This window comes from Halalkalicoccus paucihalophilus (assembly GCF_001593955.1).
Taxonomy (GTDB): domain Archaea; phylum Halobacteriota; class Halobacteria; order Halobacteriales; family Halalkalicoccaceae; genus Halalkalicoccus; species Halalkalicoccus paucihalophilus.
The window spans coordinates 186,299-209,610 of record NZ_LTAZ01000017.1 but is presented as its reverse complement, the minus strand read 5'-3'; the positions used below and the strand labels follow the sequence as shown (position 1 = coordinate 209,610).

Genomic DNA, 23,312 nt, shown 5'->3' with positions numbered 1-23,312 from the left:
TCAAAGTATGGGTATCGAAGAAGTCACGAAGACCGCACGCACCCGGCTCTGTATAGAGTCTGGTGAGCGGTCGTGGCTCAAAGATGCCCGCTTCACCGCACGAGACATCTCCAACGACACACTCCGACTCAAACAAGACGGCTATAACAAGACCGAGATTCAACGCGAGGTTGACCGCGACAACTTCCTTCGGAACAACAAGTGCGCGGTCGTCGCTAAGGCTCTGCAAGCGTGGGACTCTTACAAAGAACTCCTCAACTGGTGGTACGACCAAGACGACACCAACGTCGGGAAACCGTCGCCACCAGCCACGGACAAGAAAGGAGCCTACCCACTTGTTATGGCGCACACCGAAGGCTACCGCCTCACCTACAACGACGAGACTGGCCGAGTAGCGTTCCGTGTGAGTCCAAAGCCGTACAAGAAGGTGAAAGGACACCTTCGAGGACGACCGGAAGACCTCGCGTTGATTGAATCGGCCTTGACTGAAGATGAGTGGTCGTTAGGGCAGGCCGAACTTCTGTACCGAGATGGCGTGTACTACCTACACGTCACGGTCAAAACAGAAATCGAAATACCTGAACCCGAAGACACGGACACACTCGTCGGCGTAGATATTAACGAGCGAAACATCGCCCTCACCGCTCTTAACCGTGAAACGATGGACACACTCGGAACGCTCGTGCTTGACTACGGCTCGGTGAAAGCCGAACGCCAACGCTACCACACCATCACCAAACGCTGTCAAGAATACGGTCAATACTCCATCCACCACCAAATCGGAGAGAAAGAAGAACGCTACACAGAGTGGATTCTTCACCGAATGTCCCGTGTCGTGGTGGAGTTCGCCCAACAGTTCTCGAACCCAGTCATCGTCTTTGAGGACTTGAGTGGGATTCGAGACGCCATCAAGTACGGAACATACATGAATCGGCGTCTGCACAAACTGCCGTTCCACAAGTTCGAGCAACAGGTTCGCTACAAAGCAACGTGGAACCAGATTCCGTGTGAAACGGTGGATTCACCGTACAACTCGAAGTCGTGTTCGTGTTGTGGACACCGTGGATACCGTCAAGGTCGGCGGTTCCGGTGTACGAATGATTCGTGTGAGGTTCAGCAAGACCATGCTGACCGGAACGCGAGTGTGAACGTGGCGTGGCGAGCGTGGGCGAACCACGCTGGCGTAGATGTTGAATCGGTTAATTACCGGACTCGCAAAACCCAACCATTTGTTCGGAAGGTGAGCCTGTCTGGGTCGGGGCGCTCTGTAAACCGCCCATCCTCATCCCGCGAAATCGCTTCGCGTGGAGTGCTATCGGCATAGGCTGAGGGAACAACAAAAGCCACGGGCCACCGCGCCCGTGGTCGTTTACCTGGTCCGCCTCGATCGAATCAGTATCAGCTGTTACTCGAGTCGTCCCAATCGAGTCAAATCCTGTGGGAAGTCCGCCTGCTGTCAGTTCTTCATAGACTGTTTCCGGAACAAGCAACTCATCGATTGTCTCTAGCAGGCCTAAGGCGTCAATCTCTGCAAGATGAATGAGAGGGCCTGTATCACAACCGCGACGGTACTCACCCGTTAAGTCCCCACGCCACGTCTTCTTCAACGATCTCTTGTTCACGGTCTGCCCGTTCGACTTTCGCTCGTCCAAGATGCTCAATGGCCTCTTCTTTCGAGAGCTCACCAGTAAAGTATGCCGAGAGGACAACGTCTTCCCAGATCGATTCGAGTCCGCGTTCAAGCGCTTGTTCGAAGACCGCTGACTCGGAGAGATCACGTGCTTGTGCGATCTCACGAACCCGCTCGGAGAGTTCTGCGGCCATACACTGATTTGAACGGCAGTACGCTTAAATCCGTGCCTGGGTGGAACGGAGCTGGCAGATAGACCGCCACCTTGGAGAGTCCGTTGTCTCTATGGATCTTTACCATTCGAGACATGAAGGACTACGCCGTTTCAGTGGGTGAGAGTCGAAGGTCGGTTGGTGGGCCACGGGGTTCACCGGTGACCGTCGTGGTTTCACGCGGTAAGTCGAGCCAGTTGACGATAATAAACCGTCCATCAGAATGGCGGGCTTCGAAGGCTTGCTGGACGAACGGTTCTTTATCCTCAATCCCATGAAACGTATTCGCCATCAATACCGTATCAACGGGCTCCGGAAGATACTCTGTGAGTGTCCGCGCATCCCCGTGGATCGGCACTATATTCTCGATGTCTTGCTGATCGGCGAGTGTTTCGAGTTCATTAAGTAATTCTTCATCAAGATCAAGTGCATACACGACGCCTGAATCGGTAATTCGGGCTGCAGGCAGTGCGAAATAGCCGTTACCACAGGGGACCTCTGCAAGTGAGGTTCCGGGCTCGATCCCGAGACGACGGAGGGTTGCGCCGGGTGTTGGCCAGAGTCTGCTCCACCACTCCCAATCGGGCTGTCGTGTGTTCTGGAACCGGTCCACCTCTGGTATATCAATACCTATTCGCAAGAATCATTCGACAGTGCTAGGCTGGTCAGAAAGAACTGGCTAGTTGACTTGATAGGATACCATTCAATAGAAGTCTATCATTGGTCGAGATGAGAACTGAACACTGCCCTCATGCATCCGATTCAGCGTCGGGATTTGGTGTCCTGAAGCCGTCTCGGTAGCAGGGCCAACAGGGGAGATCGTCGAACGTCGGGAGACACTCACAGTCCGCTGGGCGAGGATCTGCTTGTTGCTCCCACCGCGGTACGCGCTCAAGTGCCGTTTGCTCAGACAACAGCTTTTCTGAGCTCATGAACTCACCCCCAAATAGAGCCGGCGGCAGGAGCGACAGAGCGGAGATGGTTCGCCAAACGCCTGCACGAGCTGCACGTCCTCGCGACTAAAGCAGTTCGGGGAACGACAGACCCGCTGGTCGTGATCGTGATCGGGCGTCTGTTCTCTAGATGATGGTGTTTTTGCGTATGTGCTCATCTCTAATTAGTTTGAATCGCTTGTGGCGCGCAGTGACAGTAACCAACGCCCGTTCATCTCCCCGCCTGTGCTGGACGAGTTCGTCCGTGCTCGGGAACTTTCGCTCCGAATCACTACTCACAGATTGGACTGCTCAGTTGCTCTGAGAGGTGATCTGGCGGTAGTATCGACGGGTATGGAGCGTGTGACAGGCTCCAATTGACTACAGGTCTCCTACCGTCAAAAGCACGTGCCAACCGTGGTGAAAGTGAACAGTGCGGAGCTCACTAAATGGGTTCTGAGAGGGACTCCGGGAGTGTGGGGACACTTTCAGAAGCATTCTCACCGACCGTTCAACCGTTTCTCTTTAGACGGTCTGGCACTCGTCGAGGGAATGAGACAGTGCAGTTCATTCGTCGGCAATCTCGTTGGGGTACGTCCCAATTCAGTTACAGCGAGCGTCAAGCACACGCCTGCTGAACTCGTGCTCGATAGTCGGACGATTGCGAAGGTACTACCAAAACGCCTTAACGGACATCGTTGAGAAGGCGTCTCGGCGTGCCGTCGAATACGCCGAAACCTTCGACGACCCCGTAATCGTCCTTGAAGACTTGTCGGACATCCGGGAACGACTCGACTACGGGAAGTACATGAACCGACGCCTTCACGCGTGGGCCTTCGCTCGCCTTACCGGGAGGATCGAGGATAAGGCGCTTGACGCAGGCATCCCGGTCCGGTTCGTCAACCCGGCGTACACCTCGAAGACGTGCCACGCGTGCGGACACATCGGTCGGCGTGGTTCTCAAGCCGAGTTCCGTTGTACGAACTCGGAGTGTTGGGTTTCGGAGTATCAAGCAGACATCAACGCGGCGGCGAACATCGCCGACCGCGTCAACCCGTGGGGAGAGAGGTGCGCGCTGAAACCGCACACCGATGACTCTCCACAGGACGGGAGCACTTGTGACAGTGCCACAGGACACCGCTCGCCGAGTCGGAAACCCCGACAGACGACGCTTGCGGACTACAGTCCTGAAACCTCGAAGAAGCCTTCCCTTGTAGGAAGCCCCGGCCTTTAGGCCGGGGAGGATGTCACTCGGTGTCTGGGCCATCGGTACACAGGATTTCGTGGAGAAATGACAGTAACGTCGGGGATGTGAGCTACCGATTCGTCTCTGTCTACCGGTATTCCTGATCACTCACGAGAGCCTCGGCACAGTTGATGAGGTCGTCCTCAGTTGTCCACTGACAGAGACGCCCAGCATCGTCGAGCATCTCGAAGATCGCGGTCTGCATTCCACTGTAGGGATTCTCGACATCGACGTTCGTGTCAATCGCGTCCGCATCTACTGTGTTGTACTCGCGTTTGAACACGTGAGTCTTCGCGAAGTACTTCTCGAGGGCTGTGAAGTAGCCCTGCTCGACGAGGAAGCCGCCCTGGGCGTGTTCGGCGATGCCCACGATGATGTCAGTGTAATCGGCAAGCAGCCGGAATTTGAGGTAGGTATTCGTCCATTCGCTTCGAATGTCGACCATCAGGAACGCGTATGCACCGGGCTGCCGGTTGAATCGATCTTTCACCAGCTGGAGACGACGAATTTCGGGTTTTCCGTAGCTGCCGAGAACAAAGTACGAATTCTCAGCTGAGAAGATCGGTGTGAGCTCCGCAACACTCTGTTTGAGCGCTTCGTATTCCTCCGGTGTAAGTGAGGCCTCGTGCAGATACTCATCGGCTTTCGCGGCGAGTTCATCGACAGTGACCGGGTCCTCACTCATTTCACCTAGCGTTCTCCCGTACTCTGCTTCAATGTAGCGAATACATCGGCCACCGTATCGCCATAGACCGATTCGCATTTGAGCGAAACACTTTTGCACGCACTACACGAATTGTGGTGTAATGAGTACATCCGATCATCCGCCAAGCGACTTGGAGTCCGTTCGGGAGCGGCTCAATGTCGTCACCCAGGAGACGCGATTCGCGCTCCTCCAGGACATCCTCGGGCATCCGTCGGAACTGCCGACGCTAAAAGAACTCGACTACGTCAACCCGAGTAAGAGCCAGACAACGATTCGTCAGCACCTCCAGCAGCTCGTCAACGCTGGCATCGTCGAGGAAGTCCTCCTGCCCGAGGATCGCCGGAAGAATAACCTCCCGTACAAGTTCTACGGAATCTGTGAGAGTGGTCGGCAGTTCCTCGATGAGCACAAGCTCCTCCGGGCACAAGACACGCTTCGCGAGATCTACGATCGAGTGGAGAAGACAGACGACATCAAACGATACGAGACCGCTCCGCGACCCGAGCGCTAACGGTTTCCGTTCTTCATGTCGCAGCCAGGGTGTCTCCCCGAACAACCAGCCGTCGATTGAGGTACTAGTTCGTTACTCGTCCGGATTCACCGCTGCAGAGGGAACGAAGCCCCACACCCAAACTGTGGCCCGTGTCATGAACTTCCTCGCAAAGCTTGGGAAAGACGACATCGAACAGACCAAACGACGTGGGAAGAAGCTCGTGGTGGTCGATGAGAATGCAGCCGACCGCTATCACGATCGTTGTGACCGGGATATCGAACACGCCCCCGCAGAGAGCGTGATGTCCTAACAACGGACCAAAAGGAAGGCGCACAGTTCGAACTAACCACCCCGGGCAAGCCCTCCTCCTCTAGTCACAACTCCGAAGAGTCGTACCTTGGGTTAGTAGTAGTGTAGGGGGTAGAAACGATTTTGCTGGTTCTAGCTTCGGAACCATATCACACCACGGTGTGATTAGATAGTCAGTCTATCTCAACTTTAAGATAGGTTGAACCCTCTTCAGTAGATATACCGATCATCTCGACACTCGATGTATTGATGAGTTGTAGGAGATCTTGATCGATCGAGGAATCCGGGGCAAGACGGACTGTTACCCGTTGTCCAGTGGCAGTTGATTGTTGATCGACAATCCGTGTTCCTGCCCCTTGCTCTACACAGCGTTCGAAATTTCGCGCACGTACATTCTCAAACGAAACAGAGGGTAACCACTCCTGCAGCCATTTCATTTGTAGTGAATTTACGCTAATCACACATATGCTTTACCAAGGAACAAAAATACTAGAATTTATCAAGCATAAGAAGAACGCAGGCTTGTATCCACTATATTCGTTCCTTTATCATTCGATATTCTAGTTGTAATATAACGCAGTACATGAGACGAACGGATATCGTCTGATTGGATCTATTCGACACACAACTACAGAATCACTAGCAAAGGGATCAGAGAAGCGAACTGTCTTGAATTTCCTTCTCTAGCTTAGTACCATGGGTAGTGGGTTTAATCGGAGGGCTGTTCTGGGGGGACTAGGGGCCGGTATTGGTGCCGGTACAGCAGGCTGCGTATCAGATCTTGGATTAACCGATAGAGGTGCTGAATCCGACGAGTCACTCCCAGATTCAAGTCCGGTAAGTGGTACCGTTACTACACAAAGCGGCGATCCGATTACCGACGCAACCATTACAGCAATTCGGGAGGGGGATACCACTATTGCAGACACGACGACCGACCAAGACGGATCTTTCTCGATTGACCTTCAGCGACCAGTGTGGCTCCGAATTGGGCACGAGGAGTATCTAACTGAAATGCAGGCTGTCGGTCCTGGTGAGACAGTTACCCAGACAGTGACTGAACGAGAAGGAGCAGTGTCGCTCCAATTTACCGGCGATGTGATGTTTGGACGGCGATTCTACGAGCCAAACCACGATTCGCTTTCCCCTCGCTATCAGATCAACCCTGAAACACGGCTTGAAGACCACCGTGAAATACTACAGGGGATCCAACCCCTTCTGGCAGCAGGCGATATTACTTCGATCAATCTCGAGACACCGCTTACGACTACTGACCTCCGTCATCCCGAGAAAACATACTCATATGTCAGCCATCCCGTTGCAGCCCAAGTACTTGCTGAAGCGGGTATTGAATATACTGCACTCGGTAATAACCACGTTTTTGACGCCCTTGATATTGGATTAGAAGATACAATCGATTCGCTGGATGAACACGACGTTGCCTATTCCGGTGCGGGATTTTCTAGTGACGAGGCATGGGAGCCGGCCTATATCGAAGAGAATGGACTAACAGTCGCCTATATCTCCTGCACAACGATCGTTGGCGAGAGTGTCGAGATTGACTGGTCGGCTGACCAGAGTGAGACGAGTCAACACCGTTTCGAACACAACGGTGAACAACGGACACTCCCTGCTTCGATTGGGGTTGCAGAGCCAACGTCCGATCGTCTTCAAACAGCCGTCCAACAAGCAACGGAGAACGCTGATGCCGTCGTCGTCCAGATCCATGGTGGCGATGAGTATGCACGCGATCCCGATGAGCGAATACGAACACTAAGCGAAGAAGCAATCGAGGCTGGTGCCGATTTAGTCGTTAATCACCATCCTCACGTAGCCGGTGGAATTGAATCATATGAGGATGGGACAATCGCATGGAGCTTAGGTAACTTTGTCTTTGATCAAGAACTCTGGGAAACGCTTGATTCCTATGTCTTTACCGCTCACGTGACTGCAGATGGTGTCGTCGAGACATCGATCGAACCCGTCCTTCTGGAAGGCTATCTCCCAAAAGGTATTACCGGACGTCCGCGAGATCACGTTCTCCAAACTACCGCCGGTCACTCCCCAGACACCGTACATCTATCCGAGCATCAACTATGGACGACAGGCCCAGCCTTCGAATCTGATGAGAATCCCATTACTAACCAGGAACAGCGTTCGTTCGAGGGTACCGAATCAATCTATACTCGGGAGCAGGGTTGGATCGAGGAGATATCGGTATCGAGTGGGGACGCTCAACTCGGTCGTGATCGTCTTCTTACGGGTGATTTTGAGGACACAACTATCGACGGACAACGGTTTGAAGGTCCTCTTTGGCGTTATGGGCGGGAATCAGATCCCACGATAACGCCGAATATCGGTCACAACGGCCATGCTGGTGCCCGATTAACTCGGCATGAGGGTAATGAGGATCGAACACTCTTGTCTCCCCGATACCGCCTCCCGGTTCTGGAGAATGAACAGGGGTATACACTCAGTCTGCTCTATCAGTATTCCGAGAACGCGAACTTCGAAATTCTCGTTTCATGGTATGACGAGAGTCGGGGTAATTCCTTCACGACTGAATCACTCGAACCGGATTCGAGCACTGGAGAGTGGCACCGACTCGTCTGGCATCTCGATCCGCCAACAAACGCCGAATTCATTGATATGTTCTTCTTCTTAGAGCCACCGGAAGAAGGCGGCATTCGTGAAGTTCTCCTCGACGATATTCGACTGATTGAGTGGGCTGACCCTTCTATTTCCGGTGGCCGTCAGTACGATCACCTCTATCTGGATGGGGAAATAACAGCTGACCTTAGAGCCAATCAGCCCTCGGGCGAAGCTAATCAGGAAGTCAGTTGGTCGCCACTTGCCGAAGAAACAAGCAATCTGGATTCAAGCAGCGAATAAAAAACGGAGTGTAACTAACTCCGTTCGAGTACCAAATGGGGGAAGATCCTATACTCAGACGCGCGAGTTAAGGACATCCGCAACTGCCGTAGCAACTTCCTCACCGTGTTTCGCACGCGTTGTTTCGTCCTGACCAATCCAGACGCCACACCGAGTTGCAAGACGGTTGGCGAGCGTGTTATCGCCATCAACACGATGCTCGCCGGTTCCAAGAACTGCACGCTGCTGTGCATTCTTTTCTTCAAGGACACTGTTTATTGCGTCTCGGATTTCTACCCGGAAGCCTTCCGGTGCCTGTCCTCCGATTTGGACGTTCTTGGTACAGGTTCCGTGGAACGCGACAGCGTATTCGTACTCCGTCTCTGCCATCTCGGCAAGGAACGGGTACGAGGTATACGACATGTTGTAGGACGGCACGTACCAGCGGATGAATGCACCGCCACCCTTTCGATAGCCCTTGGTTCCCCATAGGGAGACATCCTCCCCGAGGAGACTCGAGACGTGTTCGGCCTGACGATCCGTCTCAGGTTGAACGTCTCCACCGTGTGGTGCAAGGATGATCGCATTCGAGCCGGCTTGATCACCGAATTCGATATATTCGTTTTGCTCGCGTGCCTCACTCTCATCGAGTTCGGGATGGACGACCATTGGATCGACTTCGATGGTCGTTTCGTCCTCGTCGTTGATCGGTGCATCTTGCTGTGGCCGCGGGCAAAACAACCGACGATCACCTGTCTGGACCCACGAGGTATTTGCGATGTCGAGCCGGGCACGTCCGGCATCGTTCGATCGAACGAGTTGCTCGCCTTCGTTTTTCTCTTCGCGCACCGTATAGACGGCGTACTCGTTTTTCGTGTCCTCGTCGGTACGTCGAAGGCGAATTTGTTCACCAACCGTTCGACCGACCTCACCGAGCAGGTCGCTATCAGCGGAGACGTATGTGAACGTCTCTGCATTGAACTGTTCGTCATCAATCGGATAGCCAAGTGTCGCGCTTGTCTGACTACCCGATCGATCGATCGCTCGAGAGTTGACTGACTGTACTGATTCATCACGAGCGGAGGATTCGTAGGCATTGACTGCCCCACCCAGTAAAACGGGTGTTGCAACTAACCCCCCGAGGAATCCGCGTCGTGACTGCTTTGAATTGGTCGTATCTTTTGCCATTATATGCGTGTGTATACTGCCTGTTTTTCTCGCTCAATTCGAGCCCGTCTTCGAGAGAGCCCCATCGCACAGCACCCTCTCTGCGTAAAACGGGCTATCGAGGGGGCGGAATCCCCCTTAGATCGCATCCACTCACGGTTACCGGAGACAACCCGCTATCGGGGAGGTATATGCCGATCTCTCACGGACCGTCTCCGAGATAGTGGGCCTTCCGAGGGTAGATACCATCACTCTCCGTCGTGATTAGATTCGTTCTTGGCTTGGGGAGATGGTACTGGAGGCCCCGGAAGCTCCTCTCTAGGATATCCACCATCAGTGATAGTGGTGGCCATATCTCCAACCGTCTGTTGGGACTGAACATCGAGTTGTGTGACACTCTCGCGACGGTCGATCTCAGTTTCGAACTCGCGCATGAATTCCGCGACTGTATTGCCCATCAGAAATGCGGGATATCCAGTCTCAAGCAGCGCATCCAATACTTCTCCAGCACTCTCAACATCGGTATTGTGGATCTCAACCGGGAACTGGGCTTTTCGTTTGAATACCTCAGTCGTCTCGCCACCAACATGCACCGTCTCGAATGCGCGCTCGTTCTCCTCGTAGAGCTCGTTGAGATAGTACAAGAACGAAACCGTCCTTCCACGTCTATCACCCCGCAAGTAGAGAAACGGTGTAACAGGTGTTTCCTCTGTAGTCTCGTTTCCACCCAAGAGAGCCTGACGGACCATCTCGGTCGACTGCACGTCGTTGACCTCTGCAGCATTGTACACTTTCCCGTTTGGAAGGTCCGTCCATTCGACACGCATCTCATCACGATATGCTTCCAATGAATCCTCTGTGAGGGGCGCTTCACCGATCGCCGCAAGCACGTGATTCAGCGCATAAATCGATTCGATTCCCGGAATGGATTCGTATTCTTCAGGGACAGTGACATGCGAAACGGTCGCTCCACGCCGATGAATTTCTTCTTCAAGATACGATCGGAGATGTGGATCCCGTTCAGCATTTACGACATGCGTTCCTGCTGGAATCGCACGGACGAGTCCTCGAGCAACCTGATAGCGGTCACTACCAAGCGTCGAAAGATGGTCCTCTCGAACGTTGCTAAGAACGACGACGCGAGCATCTGTAAATGACCGGTTGACCATCCGAGTCGTGTACGACGAGATCGCCTGATTCTCGACGACCATTGCGTCCTCAGGGGTATGCTTTCGAAGCTCACGTTCGTTCTCGTATAATGTGACACGATTGCCTCGTTTGATGTCGTACGTCTCTCCCCCATGTTCCGTGACTGGTCGGTTGCCCGTGATCTTCGCGAACGTATTGTAATCACGCGACTGGAGGATTTCGTAGAGCCACTGTGTGAGGCTGGATTTCCCTCTTGTACCTGAAACAACGATTTTCGGGTCGATTTCATCGAGCCGATTCTGGTGGTGGCGTCCACGAGTGCAGCCCGTCGTAATCGTCTCAACGAGGTTTGCGATTCGCTGTCGGAGCGGTTCGGTGGTTGATTCGGATTGATTAAGATTTCTGGATGCCATCTCAAATGTTCATCCCTCTACTATGGTGCCGTGCGACCGGACGGCGTCGTTGTTCGAGTCGATACATTGCATAGCAAGCCCCGATAACGCTCCCTCCAAGGACCGCCATATGGATTGAGGAAACCGTTGCAAGCGCACCAACTTCGGTCGGCTCAACGAGCACTCGGGTAACCGCGATTAATGCACTGAACAATCCTGCTGCGAGTACAGCCGATTCGAGACGCTCAGCCGGTGCGACCATGTGATAATTGTAGGCCCCAACACCTGCCAGAATCGCTGTGAAATACAGGAGAAATCCAGTGACAGTGCTGAGTACAGCCGCAACAACACTGACGTAGAGCATTGATACAACAAGTCCGAGGCTAAGGAGCACACGGCCATACAAGAGTGTCTGTCGATGAATTAGATTGATCGCACCATAGACAACCACAAGTCCACCAAGATATACTGGGATTGTCCACACGTTGGTCAACGCCAGCACGACTAATAGTGGAACAGCGATCAAACCACCAGTTCGAACACCCCACCGTGAATGTGCACTCTCAGAGGCAACTAGTCCCGCTAACAGCAAAAGAACGGTTGGCTCTCGAGGTAGGAACGTTGCTGAGGCAACTGCACCTCGGACAGCCCCGTTGAACTGAGCAATATCGGAGCTGGGTGTGAACAAGATCGATGTCAGTCCGGGACTCACTGATGTTGCGAGCGTCGGATTGACAAGGGCTGCACCGAAGATCATTAGACCTCCGAGAACACCAAAGCTGACCGCAATATCCGTTAGGCGATCTTCTGTACCGATTTTGTGGAAGTTATAGGCAGCAATCCCAGGGAGAATAGTTCCAATAAAGGCTATTTCAGCAAGACTATCGAATAGTGGCCAGATCTCAAAAACGACTGTTGAGACTAATGGGACAGTAACCCCGACGCCCAGACTTGCCAGAAGCAATTGCCGGCCATGAATCAACGTCCGACTCCGGATTAGCCCAACGCCGATATACGCTATCACCGTACTAAGAACAAATAGTGGTAATGCCGCGATCGTATATAGCGAGTAAACAGCTAGCAGCGGAACTACGATAACCCCCCCTACGCGTAGTCCTGTTCGTTGTACGATTCCGATTCCAAGCAGTAATCCAAGGACTGTAATTGCAACCGCGGCAATCATTTCTCTGTTTCTCTCCGAAAGAGAATGCTTGGTCTGAAGCTATACGTTACCTTGTTGGCACTATCTACTTTCCCCCTCCCTCTGATCATCGTATCGGCTTCCTATGCTTTGAACTGTTTTAGTCGCTGGGATGTCTAACGGTAGATGTGCATTGATAACACTATAGATAGTCAAATGATATGCCATTTCACACGTAAAACTTCAATAAAGAATGTTCTTAGTAGAATAGTAAAATCATATTATATTCTATCAGAATTTACCCAATCTCATTTCTATATACCTTGGCAACCGCTGTCGCAATCGTTTTCCAATCAGTAGTCCGTGCTTCCCACCCTTGCTCTATTTGAAGTCCATTTCCGTCTTTAGTGAGCCAATTGACGAAATTCTCGGAGGAAGTACCCGAGTAAGGACTATCACTATCAACGAGAGTGATATCATACTTCCCATTAGTCAGTGAGTCTATTTTATCACGCACTTTCTTCTTGAGGTGATTATCTGCATTGCCACCGATTACGATTCCCGAGCGGGAAAACCCATGGAAACTCACTGCGTGCGTGAATTCTCGATCGCTAATACTGTCTAGCTTCGGGAACGACCGTCTATCAATCGCTGTTGACGTAATGTGCCATCGGTCATATGCTCCTCCTCCACTGTTGTAACCTGCACATGACCATTCAGTTACGTCTAATGCAGTAGCAACGTATGCTGATTGCGCATCAGTTCGGTATTCGATCCAACCCCCATGAGGTGCACACGCAACTAGGTCTGACTGCTCCTCATTGTCGACGAGTATCTCGACGTATTCATCTTTTTTGTCCGCCATCCTTCTCGTCTCATATTCTGGGTGGGGTGCATTCGGATCAACAAATCCAGATGAATTGTTCGTAAAGCCAAGCCGGTCTAATCCGTCTTTACTCATCTCGACTGTAGTCGATTCAAGACTGGTCTCCGTAACTGTATACAACCCGGATTCGTATTTTGTCTCATCATTCTGTCCTCCGACACGTACTTGTCCATTTATTGTCATTTTCAGCGCGGAATGGAGATCCTCGCTGATTATGCAGCGTTCTTGTTGACCCCGCAAGTCACGATTGTTCTGGCGTACTGTAACAGAGTCTACTGCCTTTGCTCTAGTAGCAAAAGCATTTGAACCAACTGTGAGACCTATTCCTCCTCCTACTGCTTTCATCACCTGCCGCCGTGAGACTGTATTCTTATTAGCCACTTAGAATATCACTATCAGAATGCATAAATTTATTTACAACATATATATTATAATGCTGGCTTTCCCAAACGAACGGGGTAAGACATCTCTTCTCAAACTGCTCAAAGAAGTTCTAAAAGGGTGGAATCAAGCAGACAGAGGCTGTAGGAAGAAATCATACCTTCATAGGTTAAAGGCGACTATGCGCTATCACGATCGTTGTGATCGGGATATTGAGCGACCCCCCGCAGAGAGCGTGATGTCCTAACAACGGGACAACAACAAGGAGCATAGTCGACGACAACCACCCCGGGCACGCCCTCCGCTCCTAGTCACAACTCCGAGCAGCCTTCCCTTGGATTAGTAGTAGTGGAAGGAGTAGAAATGATTTTGCTGGTTCTACCTTCGGAAGTATATCACACCACGGTGTGATCAATTAGACAGCGCCTTGTGCAACAACTCTCCTCCTCTGATGCATCCCGTTGCACAAGGCCTCATAGTATTCTACTGTCTGCTTTCGTTACGACGCCATACCGCACTTCCCGTAACAAGAGTTGTTACTCAATACACAAATCATGAATTGTATGTCACAGGCTATCGGCGCTTCGGAACGAGCGATCAATAGGCTCCTCTCTGTGGCTCACGTACTCGAAGAGCCACGCCTCGCCCGCCTCTATACGTATATCCTTCGCGAGGACAAGGCAACGATTGATACAATCACCGCTGACCTGGAGACACCACGCACGACAGTATACGCTGATACAGGAACACTCGTCGATCTAGGACTGCTCACGCGTGATGAATCACAGAAAACCCACACCTACACGGCAACCCCGATCAGGCTAACCACGAACCTTGACGGGGATACATATACGATTACCCCCACACTTATCGAAGCCGTTGGTCGCACGTCGAACGATCGGGATCTCGCGTTTGTGGTCGAGAGATACGGCCTCGGCAAACTTGCTGCTGCGGTAACGTACGCAGTTCTATATGTAGACGGCGAGATGACCGAACGGGTCGCTGCTCGTGAGCTCGATCTCCAACCGGCAGTTGGAATCGCCGTTTTGCACGCACTCCGGGAGGTCATTCAGGACATGCGCACGCACGATCCCTATTTCGACCAGATTCGAAACGCTCGGACTGAAGCAGCTAATCGCGATTCATAGATGGGCCTGTTTCTATGAGTACTCCGTCCGATAGTACTGCCTGGATTGCTGATTCAGGGTTGTTCATTGCATGTGGCCGCCAAGAGAATACCAAATACACTGCTCTTGAACGTTTTGCAACGCACAACCAGATCACGTTCGTCGTTCCACAGCACGTCTACGAGGAGCTCACCGGTGCACCAGCACAGAGTACACCGGGACAGATACCGATTGACAGTGCAATCACGAGTGGCTGGGTGACTGTTTCTGAGGAACTTGACTATACAAACAGCACGATAGCAACGGTGATGGATAGGACACAAAGCTATCTCTCTTAGGCGAGAGAATCCCGCCGTTTACGGCGGGCGTGAATCGCCGCGCGGTTCGCAAACCCCCCCGAATCGGTAGGCTTAGGTGCTTTCGGGGGGGGGGTATCTGTGTTTATCCGACGTTAAAGAATCAGGTACCTCTGAATCCCGAAAACCCGAGTGGAACCGCGTTTGGTCGGAACCGAAACGACCGAAACGACTGCGGCTCAGGGATAGGAGTAACGGCACTGTGGCAGTGCCAGCACCTCGTCGGTGTGCGACCCTGCAAATACCCAACTCAGCAAGGTCGGTCTTGTGGGAAGCCCCGTCGTTCACGGCGGGGAGGATGTCACATCGCCAATTCGTCCAATCGGCCTGAAGACCAAATCGAGCGGGCAGACACCGCACTCGCAGGCGTCGCAGTCCAACTCCTTCTCCAGGGATCGGCACCATCAGTATGTCTTGTAACGACAGACACCGATGCTGGTCAGGGGGTCGTTACGGCCGTTGAAGCAGCAGGATTCACTTACCAGATCACGTTCAAAGACGGTTTTGAGCTGATTGAATCGATTACGTGAGTGTATCGGCATGGGGCCAAGAGATAGGTGATACTGTAGCCGACCTCAAGGAGAGATCTAGCGTTGCCCTTACTTGCTTTCGTCTCGCTTAGCTTTGCTCCCCCTGCGGCTACGCACTTGTGTTCGGTCGCGCTCATTTCGCCCCCGCTGGCGGTCGTCAGTTCGGTGATCTCGCCGTCGTGGCGGTGGTGTCTCGTCCCGCCGTCTGTGGTCCCTTTGGTTGTCCTGTCGCCCTCTCTCTCGCCGGTTGTTCCGCCGTTTCCTGTCTCGCTGATTGTCTTGATCCCGTTGGCGTCCATCGCGCCGCACTGCCTTGTCAACAGACGACATGACCTTCCCAACTGTCTTGATCACTTTGCCAATCGGTTTCATCGGTTTGATTACTACCATATTACCCTGTGACATGTGTTAATATATCACATATCACCATGTGTGTAGACTTGCTAAGAAGATGTAACTGTTGCGGTCATTTCCATTACGATTGGTCCTGTGACTCAGTGACTTCATTTAGGAGTTCACATTCCAGAAGCTATATTTGAAACTCTATATTATTATTATCTCTTTTCCAGCTTCGACCTTGAACGACCTGCCCACTTTCCACATGATAATTTAACTCTTATCCAATGAACCGAAAAGCCCACAACCAGAATCGTCTCCTCTCAACCTATGGCCGATCGAATATGGAGTATCGATTCGATGCGAATAATCGCGATGATCTTCATTGTCTCGATCCATACAGACCCATTTAGAGGATTAGGAGTCTACGGCAACACCCTCAACTTCCTTATAGACAGTACAGCGCGATTCGCAGTTCCGTTCTTCTTCGTGACCTCCGGGTATTTTTTCGCGCTTAAAGCAGTCCACCGTGACCCAACGACGTATTTCATCAAGCGAGCGACCACGATCACATCACTATACATCTTCGGACTCTTGCTTGCGTTTCCTGTGTTTCTCGCTGGAACTGTCAGTCGCACAGAAACTGACACCGAAGCGTTAGTCCAGAGTAGTCTGCTCAGAATCGGCGAGTTCATCTCACCGCTTGAGCTGCTCTACTATGGCACCTCTATCTCAGTGATTCTCTGGTTTCTTCCCGCATTACTGTTCTCGCTTGGATTTATCTACCTCGCTATTCTCTCGAAGACGACAAAATACCTTCTGCCCCTCTCAATGGCCCTTCATATCATCGGCTTACTGGGAGCGAGTTATACAATGTTCGTCGATATTCCCGTTGAGACTCGAGATGCACTCTTCTTTGGATTCTTTTATACTAGTCTCGGCTACTGGATTGCTGCATCCGATTGGCAACCGAACTCTGCGCACAGTTCATTCTACCTCGGTGCCACTATCTTGGTTAGTATCCTTCACATCGGAGAACGATACGTTCTTGGCTATGTCCTTACCGGTGAGACGCTTGCCCAGGGAACCTATACGGCGAGTTACACAATCAGTACTGCGTTCCTTACTTTCTCGTTGTTCCTCTTTCTTCTCTCACGGCCCAATCTTGGCCGATCTACGTCAGTACCATCATGGGGGAAATACGCTGTCGGCATCTATGTCGTCCATCCCGCCGTCTTGTACGTACTAGAGCGCACAGACGTCCCATTACGTCAAATTGGCATTGAGGCGACCAACACTCTCCTCTGGCATTTCTTGTTGACGCCGGCGACCTTTTTTGGGGCGCTCTTCGTTTACCTTGCAGCCCACAATGTAGGGCTCATCGAAATCGGCGGGGATCATCTGCCTCGTCTCAGTCGGATACGGGATCAATTACTCTAAGCAAGATAGTCACCCCGCGGTCATTCTTGCTTGCCTCCATCGGCTCCAAGTTCCTTCTGAGACTGTTCAGGTCGGTGTCTACTGCGTCGTACACTTGGCAGCCAGTATGTCAGTTTCTGGGAAGCGAGAGCGATGGCGTACACGCTGATTGCCGCAATAACAACTGAACCACCAGCAGCGATTCCATAGACGTACGATAGTGTAACCCCGGTTATCGCCGCGAACTCGGCGGCTAGTATCGCGAGTAGGATGGATTGTTTGAAACTGCGTGCTACCTCTGTTGCGGCGGCGACTGGAACGACGAGCATCGCGGCGACCAGGATCACACCCATGATCTGCATCCCACTAACGACAACAAGTGCTGTGAGCACGACCATGAGGCGTTTGTACAGACTGACGTTCAGCCGCGCCGCTCGTGCGGCGACCGCGTCGAATGTAACGTACAGCAGTGGTCGATATGCTATCGTGACGAGACCGCCTACAAGGATGCTCATCAGGATGAGGATACCGACGTTCTCTGTCGAGACGGTTGAGAGACTGCCGAACAGGTAGGCGTCTATGCCGACCGCGATGCCACCGTCGGTTGCTGTGATGAGGATACTGCCGACGGCGAACCCCCCTGTCAGGACGATTGCCAGCGAAGTGTCGCTGTATGCCCCGGCGTGTTCGACGAGCAACTCCACGAGTAGTGCCGTGACGACTGCGACTACGAACGCGGTAAGCAGCGGGGACAGCGTGAGCGAGAGGGCCGAATTAAGGAACAACCCAACGGCGACACCGGCGAAAGCAGTGTGTGCAAGGGTGTCGCCGATCATCGCCATTTCTCGATGGACGAGGAACGTACCGACGACCGGCCCGATAACGGCGATACACACCGCAGCAAGGTAGGCTCGCTGCATGTAGGGATACCCGAGCATCGGCGTGCCGAGCAGATCAGCCAGCACGTCCATTCCGGCGCCGAAGACGTGCTCAAGGAACCATTCGACGCCGTCGAGAAGCATGCCACCGATCCATAGGACTGTGGTCACTTCATCGAACAGCACGTTGGCGTCCAGAGAGGAGGATTGTATCATGGTCAGTGGTCGTGGTAGAGGACATGTTGGTCAGTTCCGTACGCTTGCGCGAGAGCGTCCGTTTCGACGAACGCGCTCGGGTCACCGTCGAAATACAGCTGACGGTTAAGACACCTGATATCCGTTGCGTAGGTGGTGACGACGCCGATGTCGTGCTCGATGAGGATGACGGTCAACCCGGTTGCATTTAGGCCGGCCAGGAGGCTGTAGAACTCCTCTCTGGATTCGGCATCGACGCCGACCGTCGGTTCGTCGACCGCTCGCCGGTCCTCTACCGAGAATCGGCCGAAGAGCCGCCACGGGTAACGCCTCATCTCGACAACCTCCTGAACCGTGACCGACGTATCGCGCGCCACCTTTGTCGCGTCCTGTGCGACGTATCCGATTCGCTCACCGGCATCGAACTCGTGGGCGGGTTCGCCGAACAGTGAAACCGTTCCCTCGCTTGGTCGACGAAGTCCGAGCATCAGATCGAGCAACGTGCTCTTGTCGCTCCCGTTCGGCCCGATCAATCCGAGGAAGGACCCGGATTCGACGTCGATCGACACCGACTCGAGAACCGAGACATTTCCGTAGCCGAATGTGACAACGTCGACACTGATGAGTGACTCCGCCGACGGTTCCTTCTCCGTCATTACTGTCGTCATCGGTAGTCGTCGAGGTCGACGAACGCATTCCCGTACGCCGTAATCCAGGTCATCGTCCGATACGGTACGGCCACGTCCGGCGGATAGATCGTACAGACGGGTCTCTCCGCCGGGCCGACGACCAGTGCCATCAATCCCGAACGAGGGCTCTCTGACGGGCCGGGCTCGGCGTTCCCGTCCCACTCCAATTCCGTGTCTCCAGACGTGGTGTCGCTCATTCTGCGTCGAGTGCCTGCTTCAGCGTCTCGAGATTGACATTTGCCATGATCTCGACGTAGCCCCAGTCCTCGTCGGCCCATTCTTGGGTCTGTCCGGGAATCGGCGTCAGTGGCAGGACTTCGGTGGCGTCGGTTTCTTCAACGAGCTGGTTCGCCGCCGTCTGGGATTCAAGCGGATCCGCACAGACGTACTGGAGGTCGTGCTCGGCAATGATCTCCTGGGCCCGCTCGATGTCCTTCGGAGTCGGTTGGTCGTCCGGTGACAGTCCTGTCAGCGTCTGCACTTCGAAGTCATAGTGCTGGCCGAGGTACTGGAAGGCGTTGTGACCAGCGACGAATACGACGTCTTTCGAGGCGCTCTCCAGCGCGGACTGAAACGACTCGTCGAGTTCATCGAGTCGGGACCGATACGCGTTGGCGTTCTCGCCGTAGGTACTATCGTTATCGCTGTCCACGTCGGCGAACCCGCTCTGGATGTTGTCTACGGCTTGCTTCGCTCGTATTGGGTCCAGCCAGAAGTGCGGGTCCCCCCCGCCAGCATGGCTGTGGTCGTGGCCACCCTCCCCTTCGTGGCCGGTGTCGTTCTCCTCACCTTCGTGTTCGCTGTGGTCGCCTTCCTCGTGGTCGTGTTCTCCGTCACCGTCGTGGCCTTCGTCGTGACCGTGATCGTGGCTGCGCCCGCCTTCGATGAGGTCGATACCAGCACCGGCAGCAACGATGTCGACGCCGGTATCGTCGTCACGGAGACTCGTCACGAGGTCGTCGGCCCACGGCTGGAACCCTTCCATTCCGTAGACGAAGAGGTCCGAGTCGAGGACCGTTCCCTGGATCTGGGGGCCGGGTTCCCATCCGTGGCCGTGTTGGCCGATCGGGACGAGTGTCTCAGCCGTCGCGATGTCGCCCGCGACCTGACTAGCGAGTTCCCCGAACACGAAGAACGAAGACTGGGCCTGTGGTCCGTCTCTACCTGAATCAGTGGAGGCGGCGTCGTTCGAGAGACAGCCAGCGAGAGAGCCGATAGTGGTGTATCCGATTCCGGCTGCGACGAGGCGTCGTCGGGTGTATCGAGGCATCTGTTATTAACACTAGCGATATAGATAATAAGAGCTATGATTTTATGGTGTGGAGTTAATAAAGACTCACTACGTGGAGGTATCCTTTACTAACCAGTGTCGGAACAACTAATGTGGGCCCTAGAATTGCTAATCGTTGCTACCTCAGATTCCGTATTACATAAACCCGAGAAGTGTGCTAAAAGGTATTTAGTAGCTGTGGCACCTAGATACGGTTGCAATGTGCCACTGCTTCAGCGACCTGACCGAGATGAGTGACGAAGAGCGAGCGGAGGTTCTCGAAGAACACTCGACGGAAGAACTCCGCGCTGAATACTCCGCCGAAGACCTAGAAACCCTTGGCGTCACCGCCTGAGGCCGTCTCTCATTGATCCCACTCGGACGACCGACAGCGTTCGCGCATCACTTAGATCCGGTCGACTCCTGTTTCTCGGCGTAGGCAAGCGTGTAGTAGTCCTGACCGGTCACATCACCGGGATCGTTCGTAACGAGGGTCTCTTCCGTATCCCTGAAGAGTCGCCGACCGAACGTCACCTCATACCCTGCCGCAGTCAGCTTTTCGTGGGTCGTCGGTGCGTCGGTCACTTTGAACAGATCAACCGATTCGGACCGGTAGGTGCTGCACCGTCGGTCGCCTCGCATAGTGTCAACTCCGCGCCGGCGTCGATGTCAACCCCGAGGACCGAGGTGAACGCCGTCACACTGCTAACACCGGGAACGACTTCGACGTCGACAGCAGGATGCTCGTCACGAAGCGTCCGACGCAGGTGTCCGAACGTCGAGTAGATACATGGATCGCCGAGCGTGACAAAGGCCGCGTCGGCGTCTCGGGCTTTCGGGGCGACTTCCGCAGCTGCCGTCTTCCAAGCCGCCTGCAGTTCATCGGAATCGGTCGTCATCGGGAACTCGAGGTCACTCAGTTTCGATTCGGGAACGTACTCGGCTGCGACGCGCCGTGACAGTCGTCCTGGCGAGTAGACGACGTCGACCGATTCGAGTCGTTGCTCCCCGCGAACGGTGAGCAGGTCGGTCGCACCCGGCCCCAGTCCAATTCCGTAGAGTGTCATCGTTCACCGAAGTCACTCGTCTCAATCGTCGTTCCGAGTCGATTCCTGCACCGGGTGGCCGATTCCCGTAACGTGAGCGGCGACCACGACCACGACGGCCACGATCAGGAACCCCCCCACGAAGAGGAACGCGACCGACGGCGAGGAGCGATCGATGACCGCCCCGAGGAAGACAGGACTGACCACAGCACCCAACGAGAGCCCCGTAAAAAAGAAGCCGAAACTCTTCCCTGCTGCACCGCGGTCGGCGACGACGTTCGCGAACTTGTCCCGGGAGGGAAGCGAGACTCCGAGCAGCAACCCGACGATCGACAACAGCGCCCCCGCGAGGAGAAGGCTCGAGACGCCGGTGATGACAAGGGCCCACACGCTGAGCGCGGCTGAGAGGAGCATCGCGACGAGGATTTCGCGGACCGGCAGGCGGTCGGCCAGGGGCCCGCCGACGAGGACGCCGATGGCGGTTGCCGTGAGGTGCGCCGTCAGCAGGCTGTTCGCCGTTGACTCGTCGAAGCCGTAGGTCTCGACCGCGAGCACCGTGGTGAACGACTGGAACCCCACGAATGCCATCATGGTCACCAGGTAGAAACTGAATACCAGGAGCATCTTGGACCGTCGAGCGAACGTCAGCAACGCCCCGATCGTCTCCCGTACTGATTCGCTGGCGTCGGGAGACGATCCAGGCTCGTCGGGCCTGCGGGCTCGGATCGTCCGAGTGTGCACGGCCTCTACCGTCAGGTGAACGACCACTGCGTACCCGGCCCCAATCAATCCAACCGCGATGAGAGCGATCTCCCAGCCGATCGCGAGCGCCACGCCCCCGACGACAACGGGTGCGGCGGCGAAGCCCGCGTACCCCCCGAAAGTATGGATGCTGAACGCGGTTCCCTCGGTAGAGGCTTCAGTGACGGTGCTGAGCAGCGCGTAGTCGGCGGGATGAAAGACGGTTTGTCCCATCCCAGAGAGAAACGCACAGGCGAGCAGTACAGGATAGTTCGGGGCGAGCCCCGCAAGCGCGATTCCGAGTGCAGTCACCGCGATGCCGCTCGCGAGCACGCGCCGTGCGCCGATCCGGTCGATGAGGTCACCGACGGGGAGTTGAAACAGCAGGGTGGGGACGTACATTGCCGTAATCAGGAGGCCGAGTCGAGCCGTCGAAAGCCCGAATTCCCGGGCGAGCAACGGGAACAGCGGTGGAAACGCCAACAGAAAGATGTGCGAGACGAAGTGAGCCCCGGACACGACGGCGATAACGTAAGCGGCATCCCCCCGTCTGCGTAGAACGACCATTGTCCACGTGGAGTACCGTCTCCGGAGTAAAACCCCCTTCTATTGTGTGTACCTCGCGATCTCTGTGAACCATTTCCTGTCGCGAGATTGTTGCCTCCCTGAGAGGTACGCGATGTATATTCAGCAGTGGCTCAATCATAACTTTATTAGTTGATGGAGTGAGCGCGTTAGATTCGCACGTTCTACGTATCAGTATGGTCGCCGAAGTTTGGCGTGAAATCAAGTCAGTCAGATCATTCTCTGATATCCTTCCCTGTGCAATAATCGCCTTTCGTGACTGGCTCATTTCCGAATTTGCTTTGCCCAACTGATTCGGCTAATCAGTCGTATAATTCATGAAAAGTTCTTCGAGTGAGGCATCTTCAGTGGTAAAGTCAATGACTGATACACCCACATTATCAAGAGTAGTAAGTACTGCAGTCTTTGAATTATTATCACAGGAAACGTAGATGGTACCTGATCACAGTGTTCCAGTCATTCATCTACCATGAGTAATTTCGCAAACGCTCTCCGAGTGTCGGGGCTTATTGGATTAACCAGCGGGTTTGGCGTTCAACTGTATACAGTTATTCTTCGCGATCCGATTATCTATCGTGAGGCCCAGCTAATTCCTGGGTGGCTTAGTACGGTCTCAAGTATGCTT

19 protein-coding genes and 3 pseudogenes are annotated in these 23,312 nt (G+C 53.9%); 8 read left to right on the top strand and 14 right to left on the bottom strand.

Features of this window, described 5'->3' with window-relative positions; translation table 11 throughout:
* The first annotated feature begins 7 nt into the window (after window positions 1-7).
* Window positions 8-1,324, top strand: a complete 1,317-nt coding sequence (locus tag HAPAU_RS18935) for an RNA-guided endonuclease TnpB family protein (RefSeq protein ID WP_066385713.1) — start codon at window positions 8-10, stop codon at window positions 1,322-1,324.
* A 248-nt stretch (window positions 1,325-1,572) separates the two neighbouring features.
* On the opposite strand, the gene HAPAU_RS18930 is transcribed toward HAPAU_RS18935, so the two are convergent.
* Window positions 1,573-1,824, bottom strand: a complete 252-nt coding sequence (locus HAPAU_RS18930) for a hypothetical protein (protein WP_066385711.1) — start codon at window positions 1,822-1,824, stop codon at window positions 1,573-1,575.
* A 121-nt stretch (window positions 1,825-1,945) separates the two neighbouring features.
* Entirely contained in the window at window positions 1,946-2,455 is a 510-nt protein-coding gene (locus tag HAPAU_RS20650) for a class I SAM-dependent methyltransferase (protein ID WP_084383911.1), read from the bottom strand.
* 989 nt (window positions 2,456-3,444) lie between these two features.
* Here HAPAU_RS20650 and HAPAU_RS18920 point away from each other — a divergent pair.
* Window positions 3,445-4,008 (top strand): annotated as a pseudogene (locus HAPAU_RS18920) (RNA-guided endonuclease TnpB family protein); the annotation flags it as partial.
* Between the two features lie 100 nt (window positions 4,009-4,108).
* Here the strand turns inward: HAPAU_RS18920 and HAPAU_RS18915 are convergent.
* Complete coding sequence (locus HAPAU_RS18915) at window positions 4,109-4,705, bottom strand: hypothetical protein (RefSeq protein ID WP_066385707.1); 597 nt, start codon at window positions 4,703-4,705, stop codon at window positions 4,109-4,111.
* Between the two features lie 121 nt (window positions 4,706-4,826).
* On the opposite strand from HAPAU_RS18915, the gene HAPAU_RS18910 reads away from it, so the two are divergent.
* The 3 genes from HAPAU_RS18910 to HAPAU_RS18900 all read left to right on the top strand — a co-directional run bounded on the left by HAPAU_RS18910 (window position 4,827) and on the right by HAPAU_RS18900 (window position 8,420).
* Window positions 4,827-5,237 (top strand): helix-turn-helix domain-containing protein, encoded by a 411-nt coding sequence (locus HAPAU_RS18910; protein WP_066385705.1) that lies wholly within the window; start codon window positions 4,827-4,829, stop codon window positions 5,235-5,237.
* 136 nt (window positions 5,238-5,373) lie between these two features.
* Window positions 5,374-5,529, top strand: a complete 156-nt coding sequence (locus tag HAPAU_RS18905) for a hypothetical protein (RefSeq protein WP_245634264.1) — start codon at window positions 5,374-5,376, stop codon at window positions 5,527-5,529.
* A gap of 695 nt (window positions 5,530-6,224) precedes the next feature.
* A complete protein-coding gene (locus HAPAU_RS18900) occupies window positions 6,225-8,420 on the top strand; it encodes a CapA family protein (RefSeq protein ID WP_084383909.1) in 2,196 nt (731 codons plus the stop codon).
* A 54-nt stretch (window positions 8,421-8,474) separates the two neighbouring features.
* Here the strand turns inward: HAPAU_RS18900 and HAPAU_RS20640 are convergent, their stop codons facing one another.
* The 4 genes from HAPAU_RS20640 to HAPAU_RS20625 all read right to left on the bottom strand — a co-directional run bounded on the left by HAPAU_RS20640 (window position 8,475) and on the right by HAPAU_RS20625 (window position 13,479).
* Complete coding sequence (locus tag HAPAU_RS20640) at window positions 8,475-9,587, bottom strand: poly-gamma-glutamate hydrolase family protein (protein WP_084383908.1); 1,113 nt, start codon at window positions 9,585-9,587, stop codon at window positions 8,475-8,477.
* A gap of 227 nt (window positions 9,588-9,814) precedes the next feature.
* Window positions 9,815-11,128: a Mur ligase family protein gene (locus HAPAU_RS20635; RefSeq protein WP_084383907.1), complete on the bottom strand. Its 1,314-nt coding sequence runs from the start codon at window positions 11,126-11,128 to the stop codon at window positions 9,815-9,817.
* A 1-nt stretch (window position 11,129) separates the two neighbouring features.
* Window positions 11,130-12,290: a poly-gamma-glutamate biosynthesis protein PgsC/CapC gene (locus tag HAPAU_RS20630; protein ID WP_084383906.1), complete on the bottom strand. Its 1,161-nt coding sequence runs from the start codon at window positions 12,288-12,290 to the stop codon at window positions 11,130-11,132.
* A 256-nt stretch (window positions 12,291-12,546) separates the two neighbouring features.
* The gene (locus HAPAU_RS20625; protein WP_084383905.1) at window positions 12,547-13,479 is read right to left on the bottom strand and encodes a poly-gamma-glutamate hydrolase family protein; all 933 of its coding nucleotides are present in this window, start codon (window positions 13,477-13,479) and stop codon (window positions 12,547-12,549) included.
* Window positions 13,480-14,078: 599 nt separating this feature from the next.
* On the opposite strand from HAPAU_RS20625, the gene HAPAU_RS18875 reads away from it, so the two are divergent.
* A complete protein-coding gene (locus HAPAU_RS18875; protein ID WP_066385883.1) occupies window positions 14,079-14,663 on the top strand; it encodes a DUF7437 domain-containing protein in 585 nt (194 codons plus the stop codon).
* 14 nt (window positions 14,664-14,677) lie between these two features.
* A pseudogene (locus tag HAPAU_RS20620) lies at window positions 14,678-14,977 on the top strand (hypothetical protein); the annotation flags it as partial.
* Window positions 14,978-15,476: 499 nt separating this feature from the next.
* Here HAPAU_RS20620 and HAPAU_RS21345 read toward each other — a convergent pair.
* Window positions 15,477-15,827: a hypothetical protein gene (locus HAPAU_RS21345; protein ID WP_066385694.1), complete on the bottom strand. Its 351-nt coding sequence runs from the start codon at window positions 15,825-15,827 to the stop codon at window positions 15,477-15,479.
* A 367-nt stretch (window positions 15,828-16,194) separates the two neighbouring features.
* Here HAPAU_RS21345 and HAPAU_RS18865 point away from each other — a divergent pair, with 367 nt between their 5' ends.
* The gene (locus HAPAU_RS18865) at window positions 16,195-17,304 is read left to right on the top strand and encodes an acyltransferase (protein WP_084383904.1); all 1,110 of its coding nucleotides are present in this window, start codon (window positions 16,195-16,197) and stop codon (window positions 17,302-17,304) included.
* A gap of 20 nt (window positions 17,305-17,324) precedes the next feature.
* Here HAPAU_RS18865 and HAPAU_RS18860 read toward each other — a convergent pair whose 3' ends face one another.
* The 6 genes and pseudogenes from HAPAU_RS18860 to HAPAU_RS18835 all read right to left on the bottom strand — a co-directional run bounded on the left by HAPAU_RS18860 (window position 17,325) and on the right by HAPAU_RS18835 (window position 22,669).
* Window positions 17,325-18,305 (bottom strand): metal ABC transporter permease, encoded by a 981-nt coding sequence (locus HAPAU_RS18860; RefSeq protein WP_394327304.1) that lies wholly within the window; start codon window positions 18,303-18,305, stop codon window positions 17,325-17,327.
* Window positions 18,306-18,379: 74 nt separating this feature from the next.
* Window positions 18,380-19,024: a metal ABC transporter ATP-binding protein gene (locus HAPAU_RS18855; RefSeq protein WP_066385692.1), complete on the bottom strand. Its 645-nt coding sequence runs from the start codon at window positions 19,022-19,024 to the stop codon at window positions 18,380-18,382.
* Window positions 19,021-19,242 carry a DUF7511 domain-containing protein gene (locus HAPAU_RS18850; protein ID WP_066385691.1) on the bottom strand — a complete coding sequence of 74 codons (222 nt, stop codon included), beginning with the start codon at window positions 19,240-19,242 and terminating at the stop codon, window positions 19,021-19,023. Before HAPAU_RS18850 ends, HAPAU_RS18855 begins: the two co-directional genes overlap by 4 nt.
* Window positions 19,239-20,315 (bottom strand): metal ABC transporter substrate-binding protein, encoded by a 1,077-nt coding sequence (locus tag HAPAU_RS18845; RefSeq protein ID WP_066385689.1) that lies wholly within the window; start codon window positions 20,313-20,315, stop codon window positions 19,239-19,241. The genes HAPAU_RS18850 and HAPAU_RS18845 overlap by 4 nt, the downstream gene beginning before the upstream one ends.
* 420 nt (window positions 20,316-20,735) lie before the next feature.
* A pseudogene (locus HAPAU_RS18840) lies at window positions 20,736-21,382 on the bottom strand (cobalt-factor II C(20)-methyltransferase); the annotation flags it as partial.
* A 21-nt stretch (window positions 21,383-21,403) separates the two neighbouring features.
* The gene (locus HAPAU_RS18835; RefSeq protein WP_066385688.1) at window positions 21,404-22,669 is read right to left on the bottom strand and encodes an MFS transporter; all 1,266 of its coding nucleotides are present in this window, start codon (window positions 22,667-22,669) and stop codon (window positions 21,404-21,406) included.
* Window positions 22,670-23,312 lie beyond the last annotated feature (643 nt).